Raw genomic sequence first — 19,517 nt, 5'->3', positions numbered from 1 at the left:
CCCGGATCAGGTGATCACGGTTGGCGCATCGCGTCCCGTGCGTTCACGAATGCTGGCTATGCTTTCGGCGGCGGCGATCAGATCGGCGAGCGCTTCTTGCGTTTCGATGTTGTGACGAGTCGAATCCGGCTCGTAGCGCTCGATATAGACGCGCAAGGTTGCGCCAGACGTGCCGGTGCCGGACAGGCGGAAGACGACGCGGGAGCCGCCTTCGAAGAGCACGCGGATGCCTTGATGCTCGCTCACCGATTTGTCGATCGGATCGTGATAGGCGAAGTCGTCGGCCTTCTCGACCTTCAGGTTGCCGAAGCTCTTGCCGGGCAGGGTGGGAAGCTGGCTGCGCAGATTGTCCACCAAGCCGTTCGCCGCATCGGTGTCGAGGCCTTCATAATCATGGCGCGAATAATAGTTGCGGCCGTAGGTCTGCCAATGCTGGGTGACGATATCGGCGACGCTCTCGCCGCGCACTGCAAGAATGTTCAGCCACAGCAGCACGGCCCAGAGGCCATCCTTTTCGCGGACGTGGCTGGAGCCGGTGCCGGAGCTTTCCTCACCACAGATCGTCGCCATGCCGGCGTCGAGTAGGTTGCCGAAGAACTTCCAGCCGGTCGGCGTTTCGTACATGCCGATGCCGCGCTTTTCGGCGACGCGGTCGGCAGCACCCGATGTCGGCATCGAGCGGGCGATGCCGGCGAGCCCGCCGGAATAGCCGGGGGCGAGATTGGCGTTGGCGGCAAGGATCGCCAGGCTGTCGGACGGCGTGACGAAGATGCCGCGGCCGATGATCAGATTGCGGTCGCCGTCGCCGTCGGAAGCTGCGCCGAAATCGGGCGCGTCATCGCCCATCATTTCATCGAAGAGTTCCTTGCAGTGCACCGGGTTCGGGTCCGGATGATGGCCGCCGAAATCCGGCAGCGGCATGAAGTTGCGCACCGAGCCCGAGGGAGCGCCGAGACGATTTTCGAAGATTTCCTTGGCATAGGGGCCAGTGACGGCGCTCATCCCATCGAAGGCAATGCGGAAGCCGAGGCTGATCAGATTGCGGATGGCGCCGAAATCGAACAGCTCTTCCATCAGCGCGGCATAGTCCTCGACCGGATCGATAACCGAGAGGATCGTGCCGCCGGGAAGCTCGTCCTTGCCGATGCGGTCGAGATTGACGTCGGCGAAATCGGCGATCTTGTAGCTGTCGATCGTCTTGGAGCGCGCATAGATAGCGTCGGTGATCTTTTCCGGCGCCGGGCCGCCATTGTTGATGTTGTATTTGATGCCGAAGTCTTCGGTCGGGCCGCCGGGGTTGTGGCTTGCGGAGAGGATGATGCCACCGAAAGCCTTGTATTTGCGGATGATGTGGGAAGCGGCCGGCGTCGACAGGATGCCGCCCTTGCCGACCATGACCTTGCCGAAGCCATTGGCCGCGGCCATCTTGACCGCCTTCTGGATGACCTCGCGATTGTAGTAGCGTCCGTCGCCGCCGATGACGAGGCACTTGCCCTGATAGCCTTCCAGCGAATCGAAGATCGACTGGATGAAGTTCTCTGCATAGTTCGGCTGCTGGAAGACCGGAACCTTCTTGCGCAGGCCCGACGTGCCGGGTTTCTGGTCCAGATAGGGCGTGGTGGAGACGGACTTGATCATTTTAGGTCACATGCCTTTCGAGACGAGGCTTGAATAGAGGGCAGCGTAGCGTTCGGCGCTCTTCTCCCAGGAGACATCCGATTTCATGCCCTGCTTTTGCAATTGGGTCCAGAGTTTTCGGTCCTGATAAAAATGCATCGCACGGCGGATTGCCTGTAGCATGCCTGTTTCTGTCACGGGGGCAAATTGTATGCCGGTTGCGACTTTCGCTGCAAGTGCGGCGTGATTGGCGTCGATCACGGTGTCATTCAACCCGCCGGTGCGGGCCACGATCGGCACGCAGCCGTAACGCAGGCCGTAAAGCTGGGTCAGGCCGCAGGGTTCGAAGCGCGAGGGGATGACGATCGCATCGCAGCCGGCCTGCATCAGGTGCGACATCGGCTCGTTGTAGCCGATCGAAACGCCGATGCGGCCGGGATGGCGGCTGGCGGAGGCGAGCAGAGCGCCTTCAAGGGCGGCTTCGCCGGAGCCGAGCACGACGAGCTTGCCGCCCATGGCGACGATCTCATCGGCGATGTTGGCGACGACATCCATGCCCTTCTGCCAGGTGAGACGGCTGATGACGCAGAAGATCGGGGCGTCGTCATTGTCGAGGTGGAAGAATTCGGCGATCGAGCGACGGTTCTCCTCGCGGTTCTTCAGCGTCGTCGAGCCGTAGTGGGTGTGGACGACAGGATCGGTCGCCGGGTTCCAGATATCGGTGTCGATGCCGTTGACGATGCCGTGCAGATCGTCGATGCGGCTGGCGATGACGCCCTCGAGCCCCATGCCGAATTCCGACGTCAGAATCTCATCGGCATAGGTCGGGCTGACTGTCGTGATCGCATGGGCGGTCTTAAGGCCGCCCTTGAGAAAGCCGATAGTGCCGTAATATTCGATGCTTTCGGTGGCGAAGGCATGGGCAGGCAGGCGCAGGCCGGCAAAGATCTCGGAACCGAACTGGCCCTGGAAGGCGATGTTGTGGATGGTCAGAACGCTCGGCAGTTCCGGCGTCGGATAATAACGCATATAGACGGACGTCAGCGCCGCCTGCCAGTCGTGAGTGTGGACGAGATCCGGCTTCCAGCCGGGCAGCAGACCGGCGGCGATCTCGGAGGCGGCGAGCGACAGGGCGGCAAAACGACGCCAGTTGTCGGGATAGTCCTTGCCGAGCGGATCGAGATAGGGTCCGCCCGGCCTGTCGTAATAGGCCGGGGCATCGAGGATGAGCAGATCGAGGCCCTCGTGCTGGACCTCGAGTACGGTCGCCCGTTCACCGAGCAGGTCGGGGAATTCGAGCCTGACGACCGCGTCGCGAATGACCTTCATGACGGCGGGATAGCCGGGTAGAAGGGTCTTGGTCTCGACCCCGAAGGCTTTCAGAGCAATCGGCAGGGCGCCGGACACATCGGCCAGACCCCCTGTCTTGATCAAAGGGAAGACTTCGGACGAAACCGAAAGAACTTTCATAAGTCAGATATCCAGCTTGTCGATCATCGGTTGCGTGATCAGGCAGATGCCGCTTTCCGTCCGCCGGAAGCGCTTGGCATCGAGCTCGGGATCCTCGCCGACGACCAGACCTTCCGGAATGACGACACCATGGTCGATCACCACATTCTTGAGCTGCGCGCGCCGTCCGACCTTCACGTTCGGCAGGACGACCGCTCCTTCCAACTTGGAGAAGGAGTTGGCCCTGACGCCCGTGAAGAGCAGGCTGTTGTTGAGCATGGCGCCTGAAATGATGCAATCGCCTGACACAACTGAGGAGGTGGCCGAGCCGCGGCGATCCTCGTCGTCATGGACGAATTTCGCCGGCGGGGTAATCTCGGCATAGGTCCAGATCGGCCAGGACTTGTCGTAGATATCGAGCTCCGGAACGATCGCTGTCAGGTCGATATTGGCCTGCCAATAGGCGTCGATCGTGCCGACGTCGCGCCAGTAGGGCTCGTGCTCGAAATCCGAACGGACGCAGGACTTGGCGAAGCGGTGGGCGACCGCCTTACCGTTCTTGACGATATAGGGGATGATGTCCTTGCCGAAGTCGCGGCTCGAGGTCGGATCGGCGGCGTCGCGGCGCAGCGCATCGAGCAGGAACTTGGTGTGGAAGACGTAGATGCCCATCGAGGCGAGGGCGAAATCCGGCTTGTCGGGAATGGGCGGCGGATCGGCCGGTTTCTCGACGAAGGCGATGATCTCGTCCTTCTCGTTGACATGCATGACGCCGAAGCCGACCGCTTCCATGCGCGGCACTTCCAAGCAGCCGATGGTGACGTCGGCGCCGGAATCGACGTGCTGCTGCAGCATCCATTCATAGTCCATCTTATAGACGTGGTCGCCGGCAAGAATGACCATGTATTCGACGCCGTAATCCTGGATGATGTCGATGTTCTGATAGACGGCATCGGCCGTGCCTTCATACCATTGCGTCTCGGAGACGCGCTGGCTGGCCGGCAGGATATCGAAGCTTTCGTTGCGCTCGGGGCGGAAGAAGTTCCAGCCGCGTTGCATGTGGCGGATCAGCGAATGCGCCTTGTATTGCGTGGCAACGCCGATACGGCGAATGCCGGAATTCAGGGCATTCGACAGGGCGAAATCGATGATGCGGGCCTTGCCGCCGAAATAGACGGCCGGCTTGGCACGCCGGTCGGTGAGTTCCTTGAGACGGCTTCCTCTACCGCCCGCCAGAACATAAGCCATTGCATCGCGGGCAAGTGGCTGAACGCGCTTTTCTACCATTTTCTCCTCCCACCAGTCACTAATTTTCAGGTTCAAGCATGATTGTCGCCAAGGGCGGCAAGGTAATCGAGCAGGTGATGTTGCCGCCGGCATCGACGGCCTGCACGCGCCCGCCATTGCCCTTGCCGCTGCCGCCGTAGATGTCGGCATCGGTGTTCAGGATTTCCCGCCAGCGACCTGCGGACGGCAGGCGGATCGAGTAATTCTCGCGATAGACAGGGGTGAAATTGGTGATGACGGCGACCGGCTTCTGGCCCGGCGCCTTGCGCAGCCAGGCAAAGACGGAATTCTGGTGGTCGTCGGCGACCAGCCATTCGAAACCTTCGCCCTCGCAGTCACGCTCATGCAGCGCCGGCTTGCTGCGATAGGTGAAATTGAGGTCACGCACCAGGCGCCGGATGCCCTCGTGCATGCGATACTGAAGCAGGTTCCAGTCGAGTGCCTTCTCTTCGCTCCACTCGCTCCACTGGGCGAATTCCTGGCCCATGAACAGCAGCTTCTTGCCGGGATAGCCCCACATATAGGCGTAGTAGGCACGCAGATTGGCGAATTTCTGCCAGTCGTCGCCCGGCATCTTGGCGATCAGCGAGCCTTTTCCATGGACAACCTCGTCATGCGAGAGCGGCAGGACGAAATTTTCCGAATAGGCGTAGAGCAGGCCGAAGGTGAGTTCGTTGTGATGGTGGCCGCGATAGATAGGATCGCGGCTCATGTAGCTCAGCGTGTCGTGCATGAAGCCCATGTTCCACTTGAAGCCAAAACCGAGGCCGCCTTCATGCACGGGCTGCGAGACTTTCGGCCAGGAGGTCGATTCCTCGGCGATGGTCATGACGTTGGAATTTTTGCCATAGATGCGGATGTTGAGATCCTGCAGAAAACGGACCGCTTCGAGGTTCTCGTTGCCGCCATATTCGTTCGGGATCCACTCGCCGTGCTTGCGCGAATAATCGAGGTAGAGCATCGAAGCGACGGCATCGACACGCAGACCGTCGAGGTGGAATTTTTCGGCCCAGTAGAGCGCGTTGTTAACGAGATAGGAAACGACCTCGGTGCGGCCGAAATTGTAGATCGCCGTGCTCCAGTCCGGGTGGAAGCCCTTGCGCGGATCTTCGTGCTCGTAGAGCGCCGTGCCGTCGAACCAGCCGAGACCGTGTTCGTCGGTCGGAAAATGCGCCGGCACCCAGTCGAGGATGACGCCGATGCCGACCTTGTGGCAGCCGTTGACGAAACGGGCAAAACCCTCCGGCTCGCCGAAACGAGCGGTCGGCGCATAGAGGCCGGTCGTCTGGTAACCCCAAGAGGGGTCGTAGGGATACTCGGTGATCGGCAGGAATTCGATATGGGTGAAGCCCATGTCGGCGCAATAGGGGATGAGGCTGGAGGCGAGCTCGTCCCAGGACAGCATCGTGCCGTCCTGCCGGCGTTGCCAGGAGGCGGCATGCACCTCGTAGATCGAGATCGGCTGGCGGCGCTTGTCGGTCTCGCGCCAGTGCTTCAGATGGGCCTCGTCTTCCCACTCCTGCTCCAGCTCGGCGGCGGTGATCGAGGCGGTCTTCGGTCGGAGCTCGCTGCGCCGCGCAAAGGGATCTGCCTTTAGCGGCAGCAATACGCCGTCCTGGCCGCGGATCTCGAACTTGTAGGCAACGCCGATCGGTACGTCAGGGGCAAAGATTTCCCAGATGCCGCTGTCGGCACGGAAGCGCATCACGTGGCGGCGGCCGTCCCAATTGTTGAAATCACCGACGACGGAGACGCGCTGTGCGTTCGGCGCCCAGACGGCAAAATGGATGCCCTGGGCGCCGTCGTGCTTGATGAGGTGGGCGCCCATCTTGTCGAACAGGCGCAGATGCGAACCCTGGCGGGCGAAATAATCGTCCATCGGTCCGAGCACCGGACCGAAGCTGTAGGGATCGGTGACTGCCCATTCGGCATCGCCGCGCCGGGCGCGGTAACGCACCGGCTGGAGCTTTGTGAGGGAAACCGGGCCGGCAAAGACGCCGTCGGCATGGAGCTGCTTCAGTTCGCCGATGACGCCGCCATCGAGCGTCATGGCGGTCACCTCTTCGGCGCCCTGGATGAAGCACCGGGCGACGAAGGTGTCGCCGGCCTGGTGCAAACCGAGGACGGCAAACGGATTGGAATGCGAGCCGGCAAGGATTGCCGTGATTTCATCTGCCGAAATTTCCCAGGAAAGCTTTACTTCAGGGACGGTCTTCGGCGTTTTCATCCGGCTCTCCAGATTTCGTCTGCATATTGCCTGATGGTACGGTCGGAAGAGAACCAGCCCATCCGCGCCGTATTGTTGATCGTCTTGGTGTACCAGGCGGACTGGTTGGTCCAGATCTGGTCGACCTCGCGCTGGGCCTGGGCGTAGGCGTCGAAATCGGCTGCGACCATGAACCAATCGTGCGAATAGATGCCATCGATCAGCGATGTATAGCGATTGCGGTCATCGGGCGAGAAGACGCCGGAGCCGATGGCGGCAAGCGCCTGGGCGAGTTCGCGCGATCCCTCGATGATGGCGCGCGGATTGTGGCCATCGCTGCGGACTTTCGACACCTCGTCGGCCTTGAGACCGAAGATGACGATGTTGTCCTCGCCAACATTGTCGCGCATCTCGACATTGGCGCCATCGAGCGTGCCGATCGTCAGCGCGCCATTGAGGCCGAATTTCATGTTGCCGGTGCCGGATGCTTCCATGCCGGCGGTCGAGATCTGCTCCGAGAGGTCGGCGGCCGGAACCATGACTTCGGCAAGCGAGACATTGTAGTTCGGGACGAAGACGATCTTCAGCAGGCCGCGCACCGACGGGTCGTTGTTGATCGTGCGGGAGACGTCGTTGATCAGCTTGATGATGAGCTTGGCATTGTAATAACTCGGCGCCGCCTTGCCGGCGAAGAGTTTCACGCGCGGCACCCAGTCGAGCTCGGGATGCGAGCGGATCTGGTCGTAGAGCGCGACGGCCTCGATGATATTAAGCAGCTGGCGCTTGTATTCATGGATGCGCTTGATCTGGATGTCGAACATCGCCGACGGATCGAGCTTCACGCCCATGCGGCTGGCGACGAGGTTGGAGAGTGCCACCTTGTTGGCGCGCTTTACCGCTGCAAACTTCTGCTGGAAAGCCGGATCGGAAGAATGCACGTCGAGCGCACGCAGCTTTTCGGCATCATCGAGGAATTCGTCGCCGATGGCCTCGCGGATCAGGCCGGTGAGACCGGGATTGCACTGCTGCAGCCAGCGGCGCGGCGTGATGCCGTTGGTCTTGTTGTTGATGCGGTTAGGATAGAGCTTGTGCAGGTCGGCGAAGACCGTGACCTTCATCAGGTCGGTGTGCAGGGCCGAAACGCCGTTGATCGAATGCGAGCCGACGAAAGCGAGGTTGCCCATGCGCACGCGGCGGTCGCCGCTTTCATCGATCAGCGAGATCGAGCGGATTTCCCCATCGGAGAAGTTCTTGCCCTTGCGGGCGTCGATCAGGATCTTGGCATTGATCGCATAGATGATCTGCATGTGGCGCGGCAGCAGACGCTCGAACAGTGGCACCGCCCAGCTTTCCAACGCTTCGGGCAGAAGCGTGTGGTTGGTGTAGGAGAAGGTTTGGCGGGTAATTTCCCAGGCCTGGTCGAAATCCATCCCGTGTACGTCACAGAGTAGACGCACGAGTTCGGCGACCGAGACGGCGGGGTGAGTGTCGTTCAGCTGGATCGCCACCTTGTCCGGCAGCGAGGTGAAATCGTCGTATTGCTGCAGATGGCGGCGCAGGATGTCCTGCAGCGAGGCCGACGAGAAGAAGAATTCCTGGCGCAGACGCAGTTCCTGGCCGGCCGGGGTGGCGTCGGCAGGATAGAGAACCCGGGTCAGGCTTTCGGCCTTGTTGCTTTCGCGCAGAGCGCCGATGTGGTCGCCGGCGTTGAAGGCATCGAGCAGGATCGGATCGATCGGTTGCGCCGACCAGAGGCGCAGCGTGTTGACGCGCTTGCCGCGCCAGCCGACGGCCGGCGTGTCGAAGGCGGCGGCGATGACGCGCTCGGCCGGTTTCCAGACGTAGCGCGGCTGGTCGTCATGGGTGGTGATGAATTCGACGGCGCCGCCGAAGCCGATTTCATAGGCGCTTTCGCGGCGTTCGAATTCCCAAGGATTGCCGTGGGCGAGCCAGTTTTCCGGCAGTTCCACCTGCCAGCCGTCGGCCAACTGCTGGCGGAAGAGGCCGTGGACATAGCGGATGCCGTAGCCGTAGGCCGGGACGTCGACCGTTGCCATGCTCTCCATGAAACAGGCAGCCAGACGGCCGAGGCCGCCGTTACCGAGTGCGGCGTCCGGCTCCAGGCCGGCGATGACGTTGACGTCGACGCCGAGCGAGGCGAGTGCATCGCGCACCTCCTCCATCAGGCCGAGGTTCGAAACGGCGTCGCGCATCAGCCGGCCGATCAGGAATTCGAGAGAAAGATAATAGACGCGCTTAGCGCCGGTCGCATAAACCTCGCGGGTGGAAGCCATCCACCTGTCGATGATGCGGTCGCGCACCACCAGGATCGTCGCGGTCAGCCAGTCATGCGGCTTTGCCACCTTGGCATCCTTGCCGATGCGGTAGGTCAGACGTTCGATAATTTCTTCAGCGAGAATTTCCGGCCTTGAACTGCGAGGGGCGGGGGAGGGGATGATCGGCTTGGAAACAGTGTTCATCGTCAGGTCTCGCCAATTTTAATTTTGTTTCAGGATGTTATGCCTGATTCAATCAATTTGTCGCTTGCGCAGCCGACAGTTTATGCATCGTTACTAAGCACTTGCAACAAAGGATTTGGACAAACGAAAAATTTGCGAAACCTTCATATTCACGCGGGTCGAGGGGCTTGATTTCAATCGCTTTTCCCGATCTGATGCGCCGAACGAGCACAACGAAAAGCCGCACCGGTTTGTTCCGGCGCGGCTTTTCGTTTCCCATTTCTCTGGGCGTTGTATCAGTTCGTCAGACGCGTGACCTGATTGGATGCTTTCATGCCGATTTCCTTGAATGCCTTCAGGAGCGCCGTCATGTCGCCAGCGGGAAAATAGTTGCCCGGCGCTGTCGCGCAATAGCTCAGCAGAGCCTGGCCACGCGCCGGCGCCATAAAGGCAATCGTATAGACCTGCATCTTGGCGTCGCGCGCCTTGTCGCACCACGTCTTCGTTTCGGTGTCGGCGGAGGTATAGTTGTTGTCTCCGTCCGTCATGAAGACGATGTATTTTGTCGGAACCTGTCCCGTCTTGTCCACGTGCGCCTTGTCTTCGGCCGCGTCGGCAAGCTTATTATAGGCCGTCTTGAATGCCTCGCCAGAGTCCGTACCGTCGGTCGCCGTCAGCTTGTTGACATATTTGGTGACGTGGGCCGTTCCCCAATCCAGCGCTTTCGCTTTCTGCATCTCGATATTGTAGGAAACGGCACCCGTGCGGACATATTCCTTTTCGGGATCGACTGCGTCGAGTTCGCCCGTCAGCGTGCCGACGGCAAGCTTTAGGGCTTCGATTTTGGTGTAGTAGTGAGGACGCGTATCGGTGCAGGTCTTCTTCTTGGTTACGTTGCCGTATCTGTCTTTTTCGCTGCAGTCGTAATTGTATTCTTCCGTAGGATCTGACGCGTTGACCGTCGCGGTATCCTCGCCCATTGAGCCGGATCTGTCGAGGACGAGGAACATCGAGACGGAGCCTTGGGTTTGCGAATTGCCGCTGGTCGTCGTGCTCGACGTTGAAATGTTCTGCGTCGTGAACCCGATCGTCTGCATCAGCGGATTGACCGCGATGTTGTAGTCGGGCGAAACCGTCACTTGATAGGATGTCGACTTGCCCGATGTCGTTGTCCGGACATCGACGCCCGTCGTGCTCTTGATATCGATGCCGCTCTGCAGGTAATTCGCCATTTGTCCGGCGACGAAATCCCGCGCGAAGGCCTCGGCCTGCGAGGTTTGGATCGTGCCGTTTGCCAGGGCGGTCGCGGTTGCCAGCGCGGCAGAATCGGCGGCTTCCTGCAATTGCTGTTTCGAGAGCAATAGGTCGCCCACCTGGATCGCCATGCCGGCAGCACCAAAGAGGACGGGCAATACGATCGCCGTCATTATACCGAAATTACCGCCACGGTCGCCAAGCATGCGACGCAGGCAGGGATGCAAAAAGGAGGTGCTCATCATGTTCACCCGTGTAGGAGGCCCTGTGCGGTGATATTAGGCACGCTCCTCCTTTCCGCTGTCCTTACGGCGTCAATACAATTTTAACGAATCGTCGGATTTTTCCAGTTTTGGGATTATTTCAGTGGGATCACGTCGACCGCCTGGACGGCGCGTTGGCCGCCATAACTTTTCAATACGCCGATGACGGGAACGACGTCGGAATAGTCCCGGCCATAGGCGACCACGATGTGGTCTGTGCCGGCGGGGATGTCGTTGGTCGGGTCGAGCTCGATCCAGCCGTTCGTCTCGCCGCACCAGATCCTGACCCAGGCATGCATGGCGTCCGCCCCTTCCAGCCGTTCCTTGCCGGGCGGCGGGATGGTGCGCAGGAAGCCGGAGACGTAGCCGGCCGGAATGCCGAGGCTTCTAAGCGCCAGGATCATGATGTGGGTGAAATCCTGGCAGACGCCGCGCTTCAATCTGAACGCCTCGAGCGGCGTCGTGTCCACCGTTGTCGCGTCAGGATCGTAGGTGAAATCCTTGTTGATCCGGCTACAGAGCGCATGGGCGATCTGCATCGCCGTCAGATCAGGCACGGCCCAGCTTTGCGCATAGTCGGCGATCTCGCGGGCTTGGGTCAGGCGCGGGCTGTCGCCAAGGAAATGGTGCGGCGAATCCGGCGCCAGCGACCAGATTCCGGCGACCTCCTCCGGCAGGTCGGCAAGCAGCGGCGAGAAATCGGCGGCGATCGGCTGGCTTTCCACCTGCACGCGGGCCTGCATGCGAATGTCGAGCGTCTCGTGCGGCGCGCGCAGCATGAAGGAGGTGGTGGGATGATGGAAGAAATCGACGAAATGCGACTGCTCGTCCGGCGTCGGCGAGATGGTGATCGAGCCGGCGACCAGGCGCTGTCGATTGGTCAGCGACAGCGGCATCAGGCGCATGACGTGGCGAGCGCCGGAGGCCGGCACGTCGTAGATGTAACCCATGCGGAGGGAGAGATCGTAGAGCATCGCCGTCACCCGAGATAGGTTTGGGCGAGCAGATCGGAAAGCTGCTCCAATTCGCGTTCTAGCCGTTGATAGACCTCGGCCCCCATACCCTCCGGCGTCATCACCGCCAGGCCGGAATGGAGCCGCATCGCTTCGCGGTAGAAGGGCGACATCTGGCCGTTGATCAGGGCATTCGGCAACTGCTCGACTTCATGGTGGATCTCGTTCACCTGGAAAAGGACCGAGCGGGGATTGAGAGGGTCGAGCGCCAGCAGGTCGGTGACGGTCAGCCGCGCCGTGTTGACGTTGTAGCGGCGGCGATGGGTCATGACGCTGTCGCCGATTTCGAGCAGCATGTCGAGCGCGCCGTCGGGCGCTTCCGGGCCGGACATGTGGCCGAGCAGGCGCGTCATGTGCAGGCCGCGCTCGATATAGCGGCCGAGCGAGAGGAAGCGCCAGCCGGTGAAGCGGTACATGTTCTCGTGCACGAGACCGGCGAAGCCCGCGAGCTTGCGCAGAAGGATCGTCATCGCATGGCTGGCGTCGTCGCCGGCAGCGACGGTGACGTGAAAGCGGCGGGCGGTTTTGGCGAGATCGTTGAGTGCCAGCCAGCCGTCCGGGGAGAAACGGTCGCGGATGTTGCTCGCCGAATAAACGGCGCTGTCGATGTTGCGCAAGAGCGTTTCCGGCACGGGTTCGGCGGTATCGATATCGACGGCCGTGAGATACTCGGAGACATCGGCGAGCAGCGGCTGGCTCGGATCGGCAGCTTCGGCGTAACGCGCATGCCAGGCGCGCAGGATGCGCAGCGCCCCTTCGGCACGTTCGATGTAACGGCCGAGCCAGAACAAATTGTCGGCTGCCCGGCTTGGCAGGCTGCCCGGCATGTTGCGGGTAAAGCTGCCCTCGGCCGGCAGCAGCGTGTGGCGCTCGACCGGCTTGTCGCTGACGATCCAGACGTCGGCGGCCGCTCCGCCCGACTGCATGGCGATCGCCGCGACATCGGCGCCGGAGCCGATACGGGCAAAGCCGCCGGGCATGATCTGCCAGCCGTTTGCCGTGCGGGCGGCAAAGACGCGCAGCGACATCGGCCGCGGCACGAGCTTGCCGTCCACCCAGGCGGGCGTCGTCGACAGCGTGACGACCTCCTGGCCGACCAGTTTCGGGCCGTCCGAACTCAGCCAGTCGGTGATGGAATCCTTGGCGGTCGCACGCAGCGACGAGCCGAGCACGGACTCGCCGTTGTCGTCGAAGAAGGGTGCTCGGGAATAGGCCGGGCCGATCACCATCTTCTCGATGTTCTTTGCGACGTGCTCGCGCTCTTCCTTCTGGCCACACCACCAGGTAGCGATCGAGGGCAATTGCAGATCTTCCCCCAGCAGACGGTGGCAGATGGTCGGCATGAAGGCCAGAAGCGCCCGGGTTTCGAGAACGCCGGTGCCGAGCGCATTGACGATGGTGAGGCTTTCGGCGCGCAGCGCTTCCACCAGGCCGGGCGTGCCGATATGCGAATTCTGGTTCAGCTCCAGCGGGTCGGCAAAGGCCGAATCGAGACGGCGCCAGAGCACCCCGATCGGCTTCAGGCCGGCAACGGTGCGCACCATGACGCGGCCCTTCACGACAGTGAGGTCCTCGCCTTCGAGCAGCATGAGACCGAGATAGCGGGCGATGTAGGCGTGCTCGTAATAGGTCTCGTTGGCCGGGCCGGGCGTCAGCACGGCGATGCGGTCGTCGCCCGAATGTTTCATACCCTGTAGTGCGTCGCGGAAGGCGCCGAAGAAGGAGGCGAGGCGGTGGACCGGGGTTTCGGCGTAGATATCCGAGAAGGCCCGGGTCGTCGCGACGCGGCTTTCCAGCGCGAAACCGGCGCCAGACGGTGCCTGCGTCCTGTCGGCCAGCACCCACCAGTTGCCGTCAGGTCCGCGGCCGATCTCGAAGGCGCAGAAATGCAGATAATGGCCGGAGCCCGGCCGGATACCGGCGAGCGGGCGCTGGAATTCGGGATTGGCGGCCATCAGCGCCGGCGGCAGGACCCCTTCCTCCACCAGCCGGTTGTCGCCGTAAATATCGGCAACGATCGCCTCCAGCAGGTCGGCGCGCTGGACGAGCCCCGCCGACAGCGTCTTCCATTCGCGCTCGTCGATCAGCACCGGGATATGCGAAATCGGCCAGGCGCGTTCGCCGGTGCCCTTGCTGCCATAGGCGCGGTAGAAGACGCCGGCATCGCGCAGGTAGCGGTCGGCGCGGGCAAAACGCTCGGCGAGATCCTTTTCCGGCATTGCGCTCAGATGCGAGAGGAAATTCTGCCAGACGGGGCGGACTGCGCCTTTGTTGTCGACCATCTCGTCAGCGGTGCCAGGAAGCGACGCATAGCCGAAGGCCGCACCCTTGGCGATGCGGACCTCTGCCTCTCCCCTGCGCTCCGCTGCCGGCCTCTTACCCATCAAAACTGAACCCCAACCCCCGGCCCTAACCCTCGGCCTTAAATTCCGGCGGGCCGCCTCAGATCCAGCGTCAGCGGGAATTCAAGCGAACCCGTCTCGGCGTGCGGGATATAACCGCCCGCCGTATGTCCCCACGGCTCGAAGCGGGCGAGCCGCCTTGCTTCCGCTTCGTTGCCGTTGACCGGGAAGGTGTCATAGGTCCGGCCGCCCGGATGGGCAACATGATAGATGCAGCCGCCGATCGAACGCTTCGACCATGTATCATAAATGTCAAACGTCAAAGGCGTGTTGATCGGCAGGACAGGATGCAGACCGGAGGATGGCTGCCACGCCTTGTAACGGACGCCGGCGACCGACACGCCAGCGGTGCCGGTCGGCGTCAGCGGCAGGGTGCGGCCATTGCAGGTGACGGTATAACGCGCGGTATTGCTGGTTTCGAGCCGCACCTGAAGGCGTTCGACGGAGCTGTCGACGTATCGGACGGTGCCGCCCGGCGCGCCTTCCTCGCCCATGACATGCCAAGGCTCCAGCGCCTGGCGCAGTTCGAGCTTCGAGCCCTCGTATTCGACTTCGCCGCAGAAGGGGAAGCGGAATTCGAGCTGGGCCTTGAACCATTCCGGGCTGACGTCGAAGCCGTTTTGGCGAAGGTCGGCGAGCACGTCGAGGAAATCGGTCCAGACGAAATGCGGCAGCATGAAACGGTCGTGCAGGGTCGTGCCCCAGCGGACGAAGTTGCCGTCGACCGGGTTGACCCAAAAACGAGCGATCAGCGCGCGCACCAGCAATTGCTGGGCAAGCGACATGCGCGCATTCGGCGGCATCTCGAAGCCGCGGAACTCGATGAGGCCGAGCCGTCCGGTCGGGCCGTCGGGCGAGAACAGCTTATCGATGCAGATCTCGGCACGGTGGGTATTGCCGGTGACGTCGGTCAAAAGGTTACGGAACAGGCGGTCAACGAGCCAGGGCAGCGGTTGCTGGCCGCTGCCGGGGGCAGCGATCTGCGCCATGGCGATCTCCAGCTCATAGAGGCTGTCGTGACGAGCCTCGTCGATGCGCGGCGCCTGGCTGGTCGGGCCGATGAACATGCCGGAGAAGAGATAGGAGAGAGAGGGATGACGCTGCCAGTGGAGGACGACGCTCTTCAACAGATCGGGACGGCGCAGGAAGGGGCTGTTGTTCGGATTGGCCGCGCCTACGACGACATGGTTGCCGCCGCCGGTGCCGGTGTGGCGACCGTCGATCATGAACTTGTCGGCGCCGAGCCGGGTGGCGCGCGCTTCCTCGTAGATCGCGGTCGTAATGTCGACGCAGTCCTTCCAGTTCGAGGCCGGATGAATGTTGACCTCAATGACGCCGGGATCCGGGGCGACGCGGATGACGTTGATGCGCTCGTCCTGCGGCGGCGGATAACCTTCGATATGGACGGGAAGCTTGAGTTCGGCTGCGGCGTTTTCGGCTGCGGCGATCAGCTCGAGATAATCCTCGATGCGCTCGACCGGCGGCATGAAGATGCAGAGCCTGCCGTCGCGCGGCTCGACCGACATGGCGGTGCGCACGGCACCGCGGAGTTCGCCGAGCGTCTGTTCGACACGGCCGCGATTGCTCTCATCGGCATGGAAAGAGGCTTCCGGCATGGCGCGGCCGGCCGGTACAAAGACATCAGGCAGCGGTTCGCGCGGGATCGTCGGATCGGCGGGGTGGATATAGGGGTAACGCGCCGGGGCAACATAGGGCAACGTGCCGAGCGGCAGGCGGTAACCGATCGGACTGTCGCCCGGGACGAGGAAGATCTTGCCGCGGCGGGTGCGCCATTTCTCGCTGACCCAGACTCGGCTTTCCGCTGCCTTGGCGTTCCATGCCTGGACCGGAAGAATGTAGCCGGTCGCGACGGTCAGGCCGCGGGCGAAGACGCGGGCGATGCGGTTGCGTTCCTCAGGATCCTTCAGCTTCGAATTCGCCGGATCGACATTTTCGGGAAGGTTGCCTTCCTTGATGATCCAGTCGGCCGGATCTTCATAGGCCGGCTGCACCATGTCAGGCTTGATCGCCAGCTCCTTGGCGATCGCCGTCAGGAGCTTTTCGGCATCCTCGGCGGTAACGCCGGTATCCTTGCCTTCGGCGGCGACCAGATCGAGGTTCTGCCAGACCGGCTTGCCGTCGCGGCGCCAGTAGAGCGAGAAGGTCCAGCGCGGCAGGCTTTCGCCCGGATACCATTTGCCCTGGCCGTAATGCAGGAAACCACCGGGGGCGAAGCGTTCTTGCAGCTTGCGGATCAGGACGTCGGCCTTTTCGCGCTTGGTCGGGCCGACGGCGGCGGTGTTCCACTCCTCGGACTGGAAATCGTCGATCGAAACGAAGGTCGGTTCGCCGCCCATCGTCAGATGCACGTCCTCGGCTTCGAGGACACGATCGACCTTCTCGCCGAGTTCGTTGAGTTCGTCCCAGCTCTCATCGGAGAAGGGCTTGGTGATGCGCGGGTGCTCGGCGACGCGCGATACCTTCATGTCGAAGGCGAATTCGGTTTCGGCCTCGCCGAAATAACCGCCGGAAATCGGAGCGGCATTTCGGAAATGCGGTGTGGCGGCAAGCGGGATGTGGCTTTCCCCGGTCAGCAGGCCGGAGGTCGGATCGAGACCGACCCAGCCGGCACCAGGCAGATAGACCTCAGCCCAGGCATGCAGGTCGGTGAAATCGACTTCGGTGCCGGAGGGTCCGTCAAGCGCCTTCAGGTCCGGCGTCAGCTGGATGAGGTAGCCGGAGACGAAGCGGGCGGCGAGGCCGAGATGGCGAAGGATCTGGACGAGCAGCCAGCTGGTGTCGCGGCAGGAACCCTTGGCGCTTTCCAGCGTCTCCTCCGGCGTCTGCACGCCGGTTTCCATGCGGATGACATAGCCGATCTGCCGCTGCAGGCGGGCATTCAGGCCGACGACCATGTCCACCGTCGGCTGGTCGGGCGACCAGTCGAGCGTCGGCAGCAGCGCCTTGAGGCGCGGACCGGCCGGCTCCGGCGTCATGTAGATCGACAGATCCTCCTGGATCGTTTCGGGGTATCCGAACGGCCACTTGGTTGCCTCTTCCTCGACGAAGAAGTCGAACGGATTGTAGACCGTCATGTCGGCGACGAGATCGACCTCGATCTTGAACTCGGTCACCGGATCCGGAAAGACGTAGCGGGCAAGGTAGTTGCCGTAGGGGTCCTGCTGCAGATTGACGAAATGGTTGGAAGGCGTGACCTTCAGCGAGTGGCTGAGCACCCGTGTCTTCGAATGCGAGGCAGGTTTCAGTCTGATGATCTGTGGGCCGAGGCGAACCGGCTTGTCATAGATGTAATGCGTCAGATGATAGATGCTGGCTTTGATCGACATATTTCTCTTTTTATCCGGCTCGCATCGTCGTGCGGCTTGCTGTTCCCGAGATCAGTGTGTGCAATGCAGCGAAAGAAAGCAAGGCGGAAAGGTCTACAGCGCCGCGCGTCGTTTTAGACGCGCAAAGGACGCAGTCGCATTTTGAATTGCCAAAGGCTTTTACGCTGCCTTGGCAAAGGTAACCGCCGCCTTCAGGCCCTTACCGCCTGTGCCCGGCTCCAGCGTCAGCGCGGCATTGAAAAGATTGGCGATTTCTTCGACGATCGGCAGGCCGAGGCCAGCACCGGGCGCACCGGACTCATTGCCGCGCGAAAAACGCCGGCGCACTGCTTCCAGCTTCTCGCGCGGAATACCGGGGCCATTGTCCTCGACTTCGAGGCGGACCGTCTCTGACGCGGCGATGATGCGGACGGTGACCTCAGCTCCCTTACCGGCATAGGCGATGGCATTGCCGGCAAGATTGCGCAGCATTTCGCCGATCAGCAGCGGCTCGGCGCGGACCATCGCCGGGCTCTCGCCCTCGAAGCCGAGATCGATGCCGGCAACAGCGGCCGTCGGGATCTGTTCGCCGGTGATCTCCTGGGCAATGGCGGCGAGATCGATGGCGGAGGCGGTGAGCGCCTCCTTGGCGGTGGCGGCGTCAATCTTGGCCATCAGGAGAAGCTGGGCGATGATGCGTTCGGCATGTGCCACCGCCTGGTCGCCCTTCAGTGCCGCCGCTTGGGCCTCGTCGAGCGAGCCGGCACGGGCGGAAAGGGCGAGCTGAGTGCGGATGATCGCCAGCGGGGTGCGCAGCTGATGGCTGGCATTGCCGGTGAAATGGCGGAGCGCATCGAGCGCCGATTGCAGGCGGACCATGAAGGAGTTCACCGTATCGACGAGCGGTTCGACCTCGCTCGGCACGGTCTGCTCAATCGGATGCAGGTCATCGGGGCTGCGTTCGCCGATGGCGTCGCCGAGCTTGTAGAGCGGGCGCAGAGCCACCGTGACCGAGATCCAGACGATGACGGCAGCGCCCGCGATCATGAAGGCGAGACGGAGTGCGGAGCGGACGAGGATCGCCTGCGCCAGCTGCCGGCGAGCGATGGTGGTTTCGGCGACCGTCACCACGAAGGGCACAGAGCGGATGCCTGTCGAGGCGGAGCGTTCGAGTGTGGCGATTCGGATCGGCTCGCCGCGGAAGCTATCGTCGGCGAAGGCGGCGGCATCGCCCGGCGTCTTCTTGAGGACCGGCAGGGACTGGTAGCCGGTGATGAATTGGCCCGGCGGGCCGTCGACGCGGTAGAAGACGCGATCCTGCGCGGCCGAGGTCAGCATCTCCAGTGCGACATAGGGGATATCGACCTGCAGCGTGCCGTCCTCGGCGACGACGACGCGCTCGGCGATCGCCAGCGCGGAACCGGCGAGCACGCGGTCGGAGACGATATTGGAGGTCTGGACCGCCTCGCGATAGGTATCGGCAAGTGCCAGCGTACCGATGACGGCTGTCGAGACGAGCAGCCAGAAGAGCAGCCGGCGCCGGAGGGAATAGGCGGCTTTCATGAGGCCTCGGGCAGCTTGTCGAGATAATAGCCGATGCCGCGCGCGGTCTTGACGGTCAGGCCGTGCGGCGACAGGCGCTTACGCAGGCGGCTGACATATTGCTCGATGGCGTTTGCGGAAATGTCGTCGTCGAAGGCGGTCAGCGATTGAATGATCGCTTCCTTGGCGACGACCTTGCCGGCCCGCATGAAGAGGATTTCGAGCAGACCGAGCTCGCGAGCAGGAATATCGAGCGGAGTGGCGCCTGCTGAAAAGGTGCGGGAATTGAGATCGAAGGAGATGCCGCCGAAGCTGACCGTCGCCGAGCGCAGCCCGGCCTGGCGGCGCAGCAGCACGCGCACCCGGGCCTCGAATTCGGCAATGTCGAAGGGCTTGATCAGATAATCGTCGGCGCCGAGATCGAGCCCCTTCACCCGCTCTTCCGGCGTGCCGCGCGCGGTCAGGATGAGAACGGCGGCCTGATTCTGCCGGGCGCGCATGGCGCGCAGCACGTCGAGACCGTCCATCTCCGGCAGGTTGAGGTCGAGGATCACCAGATCGAAATTTTCCGCGGCGATGACCGCATTGGCAGACGCACCATCATGCACGACATCAACGGCATGGCCCGTGCCGCGCAAGATCGCCGACAGGCCGTCGGCCAGCGCGATATTGTCTTCGGTGAGCAGGATGCGCACAGAT

11 protein-coding genes are annotated in these 19,517 nt (G+C 62.4%); all 11 read right to left on the bottom strand.

What is annotated here, in order from left to right; genetic code table 11:
- Positions 1–6 precede the first annotated feature (6 nt).
- Positions 7–1,638 (bottom strand): alpha-D-glucose phosphate-specific phosphoglucomutase, encoded by a 1,632-nt coding sequence (locus AC2444_RS18455; RefSeq protein WP_003552790.1) that lies wholly within the window; start codon positions 1,636–1,638, stop codon positions 7–9.
- 6 nt (positions 1,639–1,644) lie between these two features.
- A complete protein-coding gene (gene glgA / locus AC2444_RS18450; RefSeq protein ID WP_012758983.1) occupies positions 1,645–3,087 on the bottom strand; it encodes a glycogen synthase GlgA in 1,443 nt (480 codons plus the stop codon).
- A gap of 3 nt (positions 3,088–3,090) precedes the next feature.
- On the bottom strand, positions 3,091–4,353 hold the full coding sequence (gene glgC, locus AC2444_RS18445; RefSeq protein WP_012758982.1) for a glucose-1-phosphate adenylyltransferase: 1,263 nt from the start codon (positions 4,351–4,353) through the stop codon (positions 3,091–3,093).
- Positions 4,354–4,372: 19 nt separating this feature from the next.
- The gene (gene glgB / locus AC2444_RS18440) at positions 4,373–6,580 is read right to left on the bottom strand and encodes a 1,4-alpha-glucan branching protein GlgB (protein ID WP_012758981.1); all 2,208 of its coding nucleotides are present in this window, start codon (positions 6,578–6,580) and stop codon (positions 4,373–4,375) included.
- Entirely contained in the window at positions 6,577–9,039 is a 2,463-nt protein-coding gene (locus AC2444_RS18435) for a glycogen/starch/alpha-glucan phosphorylase (protein ID WP_012758980.1), read from the bottom strand. Before AC2444_RS18435 ends, glgB begins: the two co-directional genes overlap by 4 nt.
- 275 nt (positions 9,040–9,314) lie before the next feature.
- Positions 9,315–10,514: a pilus assembly protein gene (locus AC2444_RS18430; RefSeq protein ID WP_017995186.1), complete on the bottom strand. Its 1,200-nt coding sequence runs from the start codon at positions 10,512–10,514 to the stop codon at positions 9,315–9,317.
- 116 nt (positions 10,515–10,630) lie between these two features.
- Entirely contained in the window at positions 10,631–11,509 is an 879-nt protein-coding gene (locus AC2444_RS18425) for a transglutaminase family protein (protein ID WP_012758978.1), read from the bottom strand.
- Positions 11,510–11,514: 5 nt separating this feature from the next.
- Positions 11,515–13,932 (bottom strand): circularly permuted type 2 ATP-grasp protein, encoded by a 2,418-nt coding sequence (locus AC2444_RS18420; RefSeq protein ID WP_012758977.1) that lies wholly within the window; start codon positions 13,930–13,932, stop codon positions 11,515–11,517.
- 38 nt (positions 13,933–13,970) lie between these two features.
- Positions 13,971–17,297, bottom strand: a complete 3,327-nt coding sequence (locus AC2444_RS18415) for a transglutaminase family protein (protein ID WP_017995183.1) — start codon at positions 17,295–17,297, stop codon at positions 13,971–13,973.
- Positions 17,298–17,456: 159 nt separating this feature from the next.
- A complete protein-coding gene (locus AC2444_RS18410) occupies positions 17,457–18,839 on the bottom strand; it encodes a sensor histidine kinase (protein WP_012758975.1) in 1,383 nt (460 codons plus the stop codon).
- A complete protein-coding gene (locus AC2444_RS18405) occupies positions 18,836–19,513 on the bottom strand; it encodes a response regulator (RefSeq protein WP_012758974.1) in 678 nt (225 codons plus the stop codon). Before AC2444_RS18405 ends, AC2444_RS18410 begins: the two co-directional genes overlap by 4 nt.
- Between the last annotated feature and the right edge of the window lie 4 nt (positions 19,514–19,517).

The organism is Rhizobium sp. WSM1328 (assembly GCF_057653715.1).
This window is presented reverse-complemented; position numbering and strand designations above follow the sequence as displayed.

Bases quoted from the DNA above. Each gene is read 5' to 3' on its own strand.
- AC2444_RS18455 (WP_003552790.1), bottom strand. From the start codon at position 1,638: ATGATCAAGTCCGTCTCCACCACGCCCTATCTGGACCAGAAACCCGGC.
- glgA (WP_012758983.1), bottom strand. From the start codon at position 3,087: ATGAAAGTTCTTTCGGTTTCGTCCGAAGTCTTCCCTTTGATCAAGACA.
- glgC (WP_012758982.1), bottom strand. From the start codon at position 4,353: ATGGTAGAAAAGCGCGTTCAGCCACTTGCCCGCGATGCAATGGCTTAT.
- glgB (WP_012758981.1), bottom strand. From the start codon at position 6,580: ATGAAAACGCCGAAGACCGTCCCTGAAGTAAAGCTTTCCTGGGAAATT.
- AC2444_RS18435 (WP_012758980.1), bottom strand. From the start codon at position 9,039: ATGAACACTGTTTCCAAGCCGATCATCCCCTCCCCCGCCCCTCGCAGT.
- AC2444_RS18430 (WP_017995186.1), bottom strand. From the start codon at position 10,514: ATGAGCACCTCCTTTTTGCATCCCTGCCTGCGTCGCATGCTTGGCGAC.
- AC2444_RS18425 (WP_012758978.1), bottom strand. From the start codon at position 11,509: ATGCTCTACGATCTCTCCCTCCGCATGGGTTACATCTACGACGTGCCG.
- AC2444_RS18420 (WP_012758977.1), bottom strand. From the start codon at position 13,932: ATGGGTAAGAGGCCGGCAGCGGAGCGCAGGGGAGAGGCAGAGGTCCGC.
- AC2444_RS18415 (WP_017995183.1), bottom strand. From the start codon at position 17,297: ATGTCGATCAAAGCCAGCATCTATCATCTGACGCATTACATCTATGAC.
- AC2444_RS18410 (WP_012758975.1), bottom strand. From the start codon at position 18,839: ATGAAAGCCGCCTATTCCCTCCGGCGCCGGCTGCTCTTCTGGCTGCTC.